Origin of the sequence: Rubrivivax rivuli (assembly GCF_004016505.1) — a bacterium.
GTDB lineage: Bacteria > Pseudomonadota > Gammaproteobacteria > Burkholderiales > Burkholderiaceae_C > Rubrivivax > Rubrivivax rivuli.
The window spans coordinates 101,499-114,116 of sequence record NZ_SACR01000003.1; the positions used below are offsets into that span (position 1 = coordinate 101,499).

Sequence of the window (12,618 nt, forward strand, 5' to 3'; positions counted from 1 at the left end):
CACAGCAATGGCTATAGCGACCTTCGATGTGGAGTTCACCAAGGACGGTAGCGTGTTTGACGGCGCGCAATTGACTGCGCTGACCGCCGGCCTGGGACCGTTCAGCGACCTTCTGGTGCTGTCGCACGGGTGGAACAACGATATGGCGGAGGCGACATGCTTGTATGACGACCTCCTGGGCAACGCCGACAGACTGCTCCGTCTTCGTGAGCAAGACGTCGTCCCGGAGACGCTTTGTGCGTTCACCGACCGGCTGCGCGGACGCACCTTTGCCGCATTGCGAATCTACTGGCCGAGCAAGAAGTTCGCCGACGCGGATCTTATCCCCGGCGGCGGCGCAGCGACCGCAAAGGCCGAGAAGGACAACTTCGACGCCGTTCGAAGGGTCTTGGACGAACTCAAGGTGGATCCGCAGCGGCTCGGAGACCGCGCGGTCGATCCCATCCGGCATGCTGCGATGGAGCAGGCGAAGGCACTGCTACCGAATCTGGCGACCGCGGCCGCGCAGAGGGAGTTTGTCGATCTACTGCGAAGGATGCTAGATCCCGCGGCAGCCGAACAGGACGATGCTTCGGAGGACTTCCTGTCGGCTGCCCCGGAGACGCTCTTCGCCAACGCGGCGATGCCCGTCACCGCGCCCGGCGGTGGCGTGAACGGCGGCAATGCCGGGATTTCGGATGGCACGGCGACAGGCCTGCTGGGTGATCTGCTTAGCGGCGTACAGGCAGCGGCACGCCGCATCGCCAACTACGCGACCTACTATGAGATGAAGGCGCGCGCCGGCGCCGTTGGAGGCACGGGCGTGGCGGACGTGCTGCGGCAGGTCCGGCAGCACAAGCCCTCGCTGAGACTCCACCTCGTCGGCCATAGCTTCGGCGGGCGCCTCGTGACCGCCGCCGCTAACGCACTGCCTTCCAACACGGCCGCAGTGTCCATGAGTCTGCTTCAGGCGGCGTTTTCGCACAACGGACTATCTGGAGGATTCGGGGACCCGCCACGCAAGAAGGGCTTCTTCCGCGCGATAGTCGATGAGCAGCGGATCAGCGGCCCGATCATCATTACGCACACAAAGAACGACAAGGCCGTCGGAGTTGCCTACCCCCTAGCGTCGCGCATCGCTGGCCAGAATGCCGCGGCACTAGGCGACCAGAACGACCCCTATGGCGGCATGGGCCGGAACGGCGCTCAACACACTGATGAGGCTGATAACGTCGCGACGCTAGGCTTGCCGGGCACCAGCTATGCTTTCAAGCCTGGGCGCATCCACAACATCTCGTCCGACGTGATCACCGGGCACAGCGACGTCACCCGAATCGAGGTCGCTTACGCGCTCCTGAGTGCCGCGGGCGCGGTGACATGAGCGACAGCCATGCAAGGTACGCGCCGCCCGGCTCAATGGCCGAGTTCGGATTTTCCGAGCGTGCGTTCCCGCCGGAAGGGGGCGCGCCCCTGTACGACATCGGTAATGCGAAGGACCGGCCGGTACTTGTAATGCATGAGCTTCCGGGACTCAACGAGGCCTGCGCACGCTTCGCGAGGCGCCTGTCCGAGCGGAACTTCCATGTCCACGTGCCGCTGCTTTTCGGCAGGTCGCTCGACCCGACCCCGGAGTTCGTGCGTACAGTACGCAACTACCGCGCGCTGTGCGTCTCCGAGGAGTTCGCGAACCTCGAGGCAGGCAAGACCGCGCCGATCGCGGCGCGGCTTCGCGTGCTGGCCGCGCACATTTCCAAGGCGCACGGCGGCGCCAAGGTCGGTGTCATCGGCATGTGTCTCACTGGCAGTTTCGTGATTCCGCTGATCATCGAGCCGGGCGTGGCCGCTGCGGTGGCTTCGCAGCCGGCGATCCCGCTGCACCTTGCGCACGTGCTGACAGGTCTGGGGCACGGCCCTTGGAAGGAGCAGATCAATGTCGACGACGAGGTGCTTAAAGAGGCGGTGGACGTGGCGAAGCGCTTTTGCAAGCCCATTCTGATCCAGCGCTTCAAGAGCGACCGTATCTGTCCCGGCGAGCGTAACAGGCGCCTGGCGGCGGCGTTCGGATCACTAGCGACAACGGTCGAGTACGAAGGAGGGTCACTTGTGCGTCGACTGTTCAATCCGCCGCACGCTGTCCTGACCAGTGAGTTCAAGGCAAATGGTGGTGGCCACCTGGGGCAGCAGACGCGCGACGCGTTCGATACCGTTGTTGCCTTCCTCGACCAGCATCTTGACTGAGCCCCCCCCCCCCCCCCCCCCCCCGCACGAGGGGCCGCCTCCTCAAAGGCGTGGAACAGGCGCCGACTCCCGCTCCCCTCGCGCGCCGGTCTCCGATACCATGTTTTGCCTCCGGACTTCCCGTCGGACAAACGCGGGTCATGGATCAGTCTCCCTCGCACCCTTTGTCGGCGCACCCTCTACGCCGGAACACCGCCTACGCGTGGTGGAGCCTTGCTGCTAACCAAGTAGTATCAAACTAGCTCTGGTCAAGTACCTCCAAGTATGCGCCTCTACGACGAACTTGTTGCGCACGTGAAGGGCAATCGAACGCTCTTTGTCGTCGGCACGGGCGTGTCGATTGGCGCGACCGGAAGAGCTTCAACCGCGAGCTGGGCTGGGCTGGTCGCCGATGGCGTTCAGTATTGTGCGGAACTGGATCCAAACTTGGCGGACTGGGCTAAGCAGTGCACAGGCTTGCTCAACGATGCTCGCGGCGATGTGGACGCTCTGATCGCCGTCGCCACCATGCTGGAGAAGAAGCTTGGCGGCAACGACCGCCAACGCGGGGATTGGGGCGCGTGGCTTCGTAAGTCCATCGGGGATCTGGAAGTGTCTGACAGGTCGACAGTTGCTCAGCTTCACGCCCTCGGCCGAGGGAGGCTAGCAACGTGCAACTATGACGACGTCCTGAGCGCTGACAATTACCCCCCCGTACCATGGACCAAGACAGCTGAGGTCATACGCGTCCTAACTGGCGAGGATCGAGGCGTCGTTCACTTCCACGGACATTGGAAGACTCCTGAATCGGTAGCGCTCGGTTACGCGTCGTATGCCGCGCTCCTGCAGAACGATTCCGCCCAGCACCTTCAACGTGCCATGGCATCCCTTTCTTCCTTTGTCTTTGTGGGCTTCGGCGCCGGTTTGGAGGACCCGAACTTCGGTGCATTGCTCGAGTGGCTTGGCAAGACCTTTGCTGCACGCGAGTCCCACCACTTCTGGCTTGTCGCAGACGGCGACATAGACCGTGCAAGCAAGGTGGTGCCTAAGGACTCCAGAGTCGTAGTGCTGGGATACGGCTCGCACCATTCCGATCTTCCACGCTTTCTCGGTAAACTTGTCGCCAAGGCAAAGCCCGAAGGAGAACCCTGCGAGCAAGACATGTTCGTTGGGCGCCGCAAGGAGATCGACGAATTCAGCAAACGTCTCTCGCGCTGGCTCGCGGCACCTCCTGAGCCTGCTTGCGTCGCGATCGACGGCCTCGGAGGAGCTGGAAAGACTTCGCTGGCTGAAGTGCTACTCAAGGAGGCCGAGAAGTCAGAAGTACTTGTTGCGAGTCTGCTGGCGCCAAGAATAAAGACTGTCAGTGATTCGCGCGAGGTTTTGGCGCTGCAGCGTGAGATTGGCGAGGTTGTGTCGGCGGTTACGCACTCCGCGTTTACTAATTTTGCGGCTGCTGTCAGAGCAGGACTGTCCTCTCGTGAGCGCTCGGGCGCATGGCATGAAGACCTTCGAAATGCGGTTAAGGCATATGGAGGCAAGCGGCTTGCGATTCTGCTGGATGACTACGAGCGGATCTCGCGCTATCCGCGCAGTCGGTCTGATGGGGGCGAAGTTGGCCTGGGGCGATTCTGTCACCCCTGGGTGCGTGACGCGATTGTCCGAAGTGCGCCACTCGGGGTTCTTTGGATCCTTGCTGGGCGAGGCTCGAGTCGGCTGGATCTACCCGACAACGCGCTGGTGTTCCGATTGGGAGGGCTGGAGCGCAGTGCCGTCTTCAAGCTAATCAAGGCAAGCGGCAGCACGGACTTGCTAGACGACCTTGACCGATTGATGGAAGTAACCGGTGGTCATGCCCTCGCAGTCCGAGTTGCTTTACGTGGAAAGGGGTTCCCTGACGACGAGGACGGCCACGAGGCGCTGTCAGAGGCCGACGGAGAAGTCGTTGTCCGAACTCTTCGGTATCTCTGGCTTGAGCAGGAAGCAGGCAGCAACGGTCCTGTCGAGCGCGATGCTGTCGTCGGACTCGTCCTCGCCGGAGGTCTTCCCAGGGGAGTTGCCGACAAGGTACTAGCCACAGCCAATCCAGAAGGCGGCCATGACATTGCCTCTCGTCTTTGGCGCACATTCCCGGAACTGTTTAACTCGCCTGGGAAGCTAGACGCCCAAGTTGCTTCCGCGCTGATGCGAACGTTGGAAACACGCACTTGGCCAAATGTGGACCCCAACCGAATCGCGACTCAGATTCTCGGCGCGTTGGGTTCGCTCGAGCGTGATTCCCTCGGTGAGACGGACCGGCTCGAAGTCGATGCGGCAGTCGTTTCGTTGACGGCTTGGCTGCAGCCACAAGAAGCCAGTGCGGCATTGGCAAGGTTCCTGTTGGGGGCACACGTCTCGTCGTCCGGGTTGCGACGCGCCATTGTCGAGCTCGATGGGCGACCAACGGTTCGCAAGATCGCGGGCTGGAAGGAAGCTTCTCAGCCGATTCCAGCCGAACGGACTCTTGGTATTCTCTCCCGCAATGCTAAGCAGCCCGCCTTGAAACGCCAACTTGAGATGGCCTGCGATGCATTGCGTTTCGAGCAGCCGAGCGGCAAACTTGACTTTGGGCAAATACCAACAGCGACAGCCGAACGATCGCTGGCTGCGCACGATCCTCTGGACCGAGAGGTTGCTGCCTACTGGCTAAGCGGGCTAGCGACGCTTGCTTTCAATGAAGGTGAGCTTGAACGCTCCAAGAGCCTGTGGTTGATTCTGGAACGCGGGGCGCCAACAGACGCTTCGCGGGATCGTGCGCGCATCTATCTGGCCATGTGTGCAGCCCACCTGGGTCATCCAACTGAGGCAGAAAGATACCTGAGCTACGGCTACGTCTCCGTTGGCGTACGAAAGCGAGTATCTTCCGCGGCTGAGTTGGCCAAGGAACGCAACCTTAAACTCGCACGAAGGCTTATAGAGTCGCGTGATCCGCAAGGCGCACATCAGATTGTGCTGCGAATGTCGGACGAGTTCCCCGGCGACCCTGCGGTGGTCGAGCGGCTCGTACACACGAGTCGCCGTACAGGTGCGGACGGGCCAAGAGTGCCAAGCGATCCAACCCGACTGACCAGCGTTCGCTTCATCATCTATGTGGGCGAACTAGCGCTCAGCAAAGGCGATGTGAGTACGGCAGAAAAGTTCTTCCTTGTCTCAGAGCGAAAAGCACGCGCGATGTGCAGCCGCGATGGCACGCGCGAGAACCGCAAGCTCTTGGCGAATGCCACAAGTCGGCTCGCTGAAGTTGCATTGTTCCAAGGCCAGCTCGAAGAGGCCGTACGATACCTTGATGGGCGGATTGTGCAAGGAGAACAGCTCGCCGAGGGCACTGATCTTGAGTTTGCCGACCATGTTCGAGGCCAAACGAAGCACGCTCGAACTCGAGCAGGCTTCGTCAGACTCTTGCTCGGAGATCAAGCGGGTGCTACTGCAAGATTTGACGAAGCGATCTCTCTGGATCCCGACTACTTTCACGCTCATCTAGGCCGGGCACTATGCGGCGTCGACGCTGAACAGTCCCTGTCCGCTGCTGGCAAAGCTGCACGCCTCATGCAGGGCCACGAACTGGAAACCATCATGCCACTAGACATGGCACTTCTTGCAACTCTCAATGGCGAGGATTCAAGTAGGTTGCCAGAGAAACCTCATGATGCCGGAAAGCTCCTGCTGTTTGCGCTGCGCTTGGAAGCAGTCGGGCGCTCGCATCTGGCAACCGACGCGACGATCAGTCTTCGGGCCAAAGTGAGCGACTGGTTGGCATTGCGCCCACCTTGGCTTACCACGTGAAGGTGAAGTCATAAGCATTGTCCTACCATTCACTGCGGGGCATTTCTAAGGTGCCCCTAATTGAGGTCCGACCGGCAGCTTTGGGTCGGGAGTGCCAGGTCGCGGCCGGTCACACCGGTCGTTCGGCAGCCGCAGAGACAGCGGCGTCGTCCGGCTGACCGATCGCGAGGCCGGAGCAGTCATCGGAGGAGCCAATCCGCGCAAGACTGCTTCCGGCCAGAGCAGCCGCTCAAGCGCCGGGCCTGAGCGGCTGCAACCAGTCTCGAGCGGCCGGTTGACTCGTGTGTGCGGGGCAAGTTGCTAAGCACAGAATGAACCGGCGACTGAGCACATGAGTGCCAATGAGGTTTGACGGAGTGAACCCCCGCCAAGGTGTCAGGCGGAGCGTGCCGATTGGCTGGCGTTCAGCGCTGCCCTGCGGCCATTCCGCCGGGAGTGAATGACAGCGACCCGCCCGCGTCTGGCTCGCGCGCGCCGGATTACGCAACGGCTAAATTTCGGCATCGCCGACGCCGGCCGTTGACCAATGCCAAAGCCATGAACGCACCACTTCCCCGCGCCGCCGCTGTAGTCGGAGCCATCACCCTCTTGCTGTTGCTCGTGCCTGCCATGGCCATGCAGTTCAGCGGCGATTTCAACTGGGGGCCGGGTGACTTCGCAGCCGCCGGAGGGCTCTTGTTCGGTGCCGGCATGGCCTACGTCATCACCAGCCGCAGGGTGCGCACTGCCAAGCATCGCGTGCTTGTGGCGATGGGCGTCCTGCTGGTTCTGTGCGTTGTATGGGCCGAGCTTGCCGTCGGGCTGTTCGACTGAGCGCCTACTACGGCGCCCAAGCCACTGACTGCGGCCGCATCTGGCGCTGCCGCGTAGCGTCTGCCGGCGTCCATGGCGTCGAGCCGCTGTAGTCCGGGTGCACCGGCTCATCGTCGGCGCCGACCTCGCGCTCCCAGCAGACGCAGCCTGTGGCTGGGCCAGACCTGACGCGCACGCACTCGCGGTTGTTACATAGGGCCGCAGTGCCTTGGGCAGTCATGCCGCCGAACGAGGTGCAATGCCAGCAGGGGCGGGCGGAGAGCTTCTGCGAGTAGTGCATGGGCGGCATCGTGGCCGCCTGGAGGCTCAGGGCGCGAGCTAGGGCCGCTGCAGTAGTCCCGGCAAGCTTGTCCAACCGGGATCGCCCGGCTTCCCGCCGAGCCTTGCCTGTACCTCGCGGTGTGTGGCGTGGTCGTTGACGTTGAGGACTCGGATTTCGAGCTGCGCCTTCGGCAAGCCGGCGGCCGTGCCTGGTCGCTGATAAGCGATAAGCGCATGTGCGGATTTGCGGTCTCTCAAGACCACCAAGTCGAACTGCCCCAAGTCCAGCGGCGGCAGGCGCCGCAGGTCTTCGACTGCATACGTCAACTTCGCGCTCCTCAGAAGAGGGCGTCGATTGTGCCGTGAGCGGCTCTAGGCTTGATGGGCAGCCTTGACCAAGAGCTCTGCTGCTTGAGGGTCGCAACCCAGAAGCACGAGGCACAAGGCAAAGGGCCTTGCCTCGGTTGTGTCCTTAAAGACCTTGAGGCCGACCGCAGGGGGATCGCCGAGCAGAACCAGTCCGGGCGGAGGCGGAGGGGAGGCAATTGCCTTGGCGACGTGGTGTCGCCCTAGGTCATCCACCAGCGCAACGATGGCGCTTTGCGGGTTGACGGCAAGAACTGTGTATCGCTGCATCGAGGGCTCCATTTGAGGCAGCGAGGTTCATACGGCGCCAAGGAATGCTCTGTCCGGTGGCGCACATAGCTACTCGCGGAGCGAACAAGTGCGCAATTGTTCCGGCAGCCTGACTCGGTCGAAGCGCGGCGGCTCGAGGTTCGGCTCGTTCGCCGTGTCGAAGCCCCAGGAGATGTAGCAGGGGTACAGGTAGCCCACGTCGGGCAGCAGGGCCAGCGCTTTCGGTCAGCCGGTGCCGTCGCCCAGGTCGGCGGACTCCTCCATGCCGCGCAGCAGCATCACTGGCGGGCGCTTGCCCGTCTGCTTGGCAGGGTGCCAGAGGGATGGCATGCCGCCATCGTAGAACGACCCAGGCGGTGTGCCAACTGCTGGCGAACAGGAGGGCGAGGCAGAGGGTACCCCTGCGAATCGCTAGACCTGGCGCGCCCCTTGACAGACTCTATCTCTGCCACGAGAAAGTGTGTTCCGCCGCGCCGATCGCTCTGCAGCGGTTGCGGCCGGTGAGCCATCCGACTACGAACTCACGCTGACGGACACCAAACGGTCGCTCATATCGAAGAACTTGTTCTGGCTCGCCGCTACTCGAGACTCACATTCCTGGGAAGAAGGACAGTTGGCCGTACCTCGGGCGGACATGCCGCGGGGATCACGTATGAGGCGGTGGCTCGGCCAACCGTTTGCTGCGGGAAAGCTCGGATCGTTGCAGTCAGCGTGGTAAGGTGCGACGAACAGGTGCATGCCCGCGACGTCTAGCCGCTTGCCGCAGACTCCCTGACGGGTTCGATGCGGCAGCCCATGATCACCGAGTGAAGCGATGGCTGGCCCATGTCGGAGCTGCTGGTATTTTCGCCGTCGACGAACCACACCGCGGCTTCGTCGATGACCATTGCGACCAGGAGGGACAGCCCGAAGAAGATCTTGGGGCCGAAGGGCAGCAGGATGGGACGCGCCACGTTTCTCATGCCGCGCACCAGCGACAACAGCGCGTGGTAGGCGTCAACCGGCGACAGCACCTCGTAGCCCAGTTGCTTCGTCTGCCGTTCAAGCAGCAACTCCTTGTTCTGGGCTTGGACTTCCCGGAGGTACTTGTCCTCGGGTGACGTAGGCACGAAGAGCCAGGTGTCGCCGGGCTCCAGATACTCCGCCGCGCCAATAGCCTTGCCCTTCTCGTAGCCCAGCGCAATGACCAGTTCGATCGGGTTGTCGGGTGCGGCCGTCCAGCCTGCGAACTCGCTGTTCACCGGGGCGATGCGGCGGATGGCCGTTGACCACTGTACCGGCGGCTTCACGAACCGTGCCAGGCTGTACGCGATCTGCAAGTCGACGGGGCCCTCCTGGGCCAAGTCCTTGACGGCGGCGAAGAGCCCGCCGATGTGCTGTCGCCCCAGGCAGGACAGGTCGATGAGGATCGATGCAACACCATCCTCATCGCGCCCGAGGGTGCGAACAGCCTCACCGGCCTTGGCGCACGCCAGCTGCTCGACTTGTTGGCGGCGCAGGGGCCTTGTGTCGGTTGTCGCTGGGTCGTCGCAAACTGCGATGACCCGCGAGCCGCCAGAGGCGATCTCATCCTGCAGCAGATTGAGCAAGTGGCCGCGGCGCGAGCCAGAGCCTGCGGCAAGGACCACCAGGGATGGCGCCCTAACCAGGCTAGTTGTCGGCCCTTTGCCCTCGATTCGCTTCTGCCTGAGGTTGCGGACGGCTAGTTCGCCCATAGGCCTCCCTGGGTCCATTCGCCGGCTGGATTGGTGGGCGGCTCTTCCTGACTGGCCGCTGCCTCCGGTTTGGGCTCCAGGATGGCAGACAGCGACACCGACTTCGATTTGCGCATCGGCAACTTGAAGACTGGTGCTAGCAAGTAGGTCAGCCTGAACCGTCGGCCGCGCAGGGTGCGAAACCCGCCGACGTCGGCGGCGGCCTCGAAGCAGACGATGGCTCCATGGTTAACGGCGATGCGCAGGGCGTGTTCCACATCATCGCTGACGCGCTCATCGACGATGAACGACATAGGCGGGTCTTCGACGAAGGTTGTGGTGACCAGCCGGTTGTGGAAGTACGTGCCGATCTTAGATAGCACGTCGTAGATGGGCGTCGAGGTCTTGATCGAGCCGAACTGCTCGTTGGCGACGGACTGCAGCATTTCGGCGTAGCGCTGGCAGTTCCACTGCACGGCTGCCGTCTGTTGAGGCGTCGGCACCGGGAATTGGACCTGGTCGCTGTTGGACATGATGCGGGTGATGAGACCGATCAACCACCGCGGGTTACCCTCGCTGATCGCCGCGATGGACTCCCAGCCCGAGTAGGCGGTGTTGAACGGCTTCACGCCGCGCTTGCGCCCGACGCCCTTACCCTTATATGCGTTGCGAAAGGCCACCAGCGGCGCGATCTTTCGCAGCGTGTTGCCGTGCGTGTCGCTGGGCTGCATGCCCAGTTCCTGCGACAGGTCGATCTGCTTCCGGCGCAGGAACTCAAGAAAGGTCGGGTCTTTCTCTGCCAGCGACTGGAATTGCTCCTTCACGTGCTTCTTGTTGCGGCCCGCCTGGGTGAAGAGGCCGATCTGCTCGGCCTCGTCGCTGTCGTCAACCACAGCATAGGCCGAGGTACCGAAGACCTCGCTCGGCGTCTTGCCGGCGAGTGCAGGATAGGAGTTGGCGCGCGACAAGAACACCTGCTGGCAGAACTCAATGGCCTCGGCCTTGTCCGCGTACCAGAGCTCCACCTGCTGCACGTCGTTGATCTGGCTGGGTGGGGCGCTGGACAGCTGCTCGTAGAGCAGATCCGGCCCGCAGGGGGCAAGCGCGACCTTCAAGAGGAGCTTTTGCGCCCCACTTGCGCGCATCGCGGCCAGCACGGTCTTTTGCAGGTGCATGGGTGCCACCTCGAACTCGTCAAGCAGCAGGCACCAGCGGTGGTCCGGGCGGCGATAGGCCGCGTCAAAGGCCTGCAATGCCTGCGAGGCGGATTCCAGCATGTCCATGCCCAGGTACTTCTCGGTCGGCATGCCACCTTCCTTGAGCTTCGCCCGCAGGCGGGCGTCGCGCTTAATTTCGAGCAGCCGTTCCCTCAGCGCGTCGACAAGGCTAGCAGGAGACAACGACACCGGGTGGACCTTCCACAGCGTCGCGATCGTCGCGATCACCCGCTCTAGGTCCGCCTGCGTCGGCGCGCCAGTCGCCGCTTCAGTGGCGGCCTCGGCGCGCTGCACAGGATTCAGCGTCACATGCCGGTCTATACCGGCGGCCACGCCAAGCAGGACATGCGTAACGAAGGCAGCCTCGGAGAACAGGATGCCTACGTTCTCGTCTTGCCCCGCCTCCATCAGCGACTCCAGCATCGTGCCCCAGGCGATGTCCGAAGGAACGTAGATGCCGGTATATGCCATTGTCTTCTTGTACGGCTCCGATGCGGGCTTGGTCCAGGCCTCCTGGCCCTCCGCGCTGAGCATCTTGAACAGCGTCGTTTTGCCGCCGCCCCGCGGGCCTACCAGCACCGAATGCCAAGCACCGGCCAGAAGGATGAACTTCGTGGACGGCACAAATGTCCTCGCCACCTCGGCGTAGGACATCGCCTTGGCGTTGAAGGGTTCTAGAAAGGTCTGGCGACTCATGGCGCTGCCTTTTCAAGCTTGGTCCACTGGCCGTCCTTGCTGTCAGCGTGGATGTGTAGGCCGTACCGCGCGCGCAGGCGTTGGCGGACCTGATTGCGGGCCTCGGGCGGCAGCAGATCAGCGTCGGGCACCTGGCGAATGACTTCGCTCCAGTCCATGGGCAAGGGCGTAAGCGCCGCGATGTCGGTGATCACACGACCCGCGTCGCGCGCGCCAAAGGCCGCGCCATCGTAGATGCCGTCGCCGTCTGGCCTGGCCGGCTCCCAGCCACGCCCCGTGGACCAATCCCAGGTCTGGAACCGGCCCGTCAGGCCGCGAGGTTCCTGGCGGACCTTGAGCAGGTAGAACTGGTTTCTCACGGTGCCCTTGACCGCCTCGATGTGGATCGCCAAGCTTGCGGCGCCGAAGACGATGGGCTGCAAACCGCTACCGGATGCCTGCCCCAGCCGCGCCTCGTGCTTATGACCATGAACGACCAGCCAGTCGCCGCCCTGGTTGGTCAGGAGCTTCAGCAGTTCTTGCCCGTTGTCCACGAAGTCGTGGGCACCGGCGCCGTCCTGGGTATGCGACTCCGGCGGGTGATGCATGACGGCCACGCTGATCTTCTTGGGGTCGCACTGCTTCAGCGCCGACTTGAGTTCCTCGACGGCCGAGGGCGGGAACGATCCGCGCTCATGTTCGAACTCGTCGTGGCCGTGTTCGCTGCAGCTGTTCACGATCAGCACTTGGTAGTTAGTAGCCGTTACAACCACTAGGCCGGCGCCGAAGTAGCGCACACGTTGGTCACGCCCCTGCGCGTGGCCGGTGTCGCCGCGTGTCACCGACGGATAGGGTGGGTGCAGGCACTTGAGTTGCTCGAACGGACCATAGCCGGCCTTGAGGTTGCGGATCACCGCCGTCTTCAGCGTTTCGGCTTGGCTGCGGGACGTCACGTCGTGGTTGCCGGTTGCGCAGATCACGTGCTCGCAGTTCATGCGCTCGCCCAGGTCGACCAAGTGCTTCCAGCCGGCGGACAGCGTGATGGCACTATTCTGGAAGGCGATGTCGCCAGGGCACAGGATCGCGTCGGCTTTAAGGCCCTGAGAAGCGACGAGCTCATAAAGCCCCGCCCAAGGATTGGTCGTTGGGACGGCGCTGGCCAGTTCGCCGCTCTTCTTGATCTTGAGGTGGGACCCGTGCTCTTCGGTGAAGTGCGGATCGCCCAAGATCGCGAAAACGGCTTCGACGGGACGTTCCTCTTGCTCGGTAGCGTCCTCCACGACGCGCTCCCTTTGCTATTTGTT

The 12,618-nt window shown here is 62.9% G+C and carries 7 protein-coding genes; 4 read left to right on the forward strand and 3 right to left on the reverse strand.

Annotated features, from left to right (window positions below; all coding sequences use genetic code 11):
• Positions 1 to 7: 7 nt before the first annotated feature.
• The 4 genes from EOE66_RS09075 to EOE66_RS09090 all read left to right on the forward strand — a co-directional run bounded on the left by EOE66_RS09075 (position 8) and on the right by EOE66_RS09090 (position 6,831).
• Positions 8 to 1,360, forward strand: a complete 1,353-nt coding sequence (locus EOE66_RS09075; protein ID WP_128228388.1) for an alpha/beta hydrolase family protein — start codon at positions 8 to 10, stop codon at positions 1,358 to 1,360.
• A complete protein-coding gene (locus tag EOE66_RS09080; protein ID WP_128228389.1) occupies positions 1,357 to 2,217 on the forward strand; it encodes a dienelactone hydrolase family protein in 861 nt (286 codons plus the stop codon). The genes EOE66_RS09075 and EOE66_RS09080 overlap by 4 nt, the downstream gene beginning before the upstream one ends.
• A 264-nt stretch (positions 2,218 to 2,481) precedes the next feature.
• The gene (locus EOE66_RS09085) at positions 2,482 to 6,018 is read left to right on the forward strand and encodes an SIR2 family protein (RefSeq protein WP_128228390.1); all 3,537 of its coding nucleotides are present in this window, start codon (positions 2,482 to 2,484) and stop codon (positions 6,016 to 6,018) included.
• A gap of 537 nt (positions 6,019 to 6,555) precedes the next feature.
• Positions 6,556 to 6,831 (forward strand): hypothetical protein, encoded by a 276-nt coding sequence (locus tag EOE66_RS09090; RefSeq protein WP_128228964.1) that lies wholly within the window; start codon positions 6,556 to 6,558, stop codon positions 6,829 to 6,831.
• Positions 6,832 to 8,477: 1,646 nt separating this feature from the next.
• Here the strand turns inward: EOE66_RS09090 and EOE66_RS09095 are convergent.
• The 3 genes from EOE66_RS09095 to EOE66_RS09105 all read right to left on the reverse strand — a co-directional run bounded on the left by EOE66_RS09095 (position 8,478) and on the right by EOE66_RS09105 (position 12,594).
• On the reverse strand, positions 8,478 to 9,317 hold the full coding sequence (locus EOE66_RS09095) for a hypothetical protein (RefSeq protein WP_128228391.1): 840 nt from the start codon (positions 9,315 to 9,317) through the stop codon (positions 8,478 to 8,480).
• 113 nt (positions 9,318 to 9,430) lie between these two features.
• Complete coding sequence (locus EOE66_RS09100) at positions 9,431 to 11,335, reverse strand: ORC-CDC6 family AAA ATPase (RefSeq protein WP_128228392.1); 1,905 nt, start codon at positions 11,333 to 11,335, stop codon at positions 9,431 to 9,433.
• Positions 11,332 to 12,594, reverse strand: a complete 1,263-nt coding sequence (locus tag EOE66_RS09105; protein ID WP_128228393.1) for a metallophosphoesterase family protein — start codon at positions 12,592 to 12,594, stop codon at positions 11,332 to 11,334. The genes EOE66_RS09100 and EOE66_RS09105 overlap by 4 nt, the downstream gene beginning before the upstream one ends.
• Positions 12,595 to 12,618 lie beyond the last annotated feature (24 nt).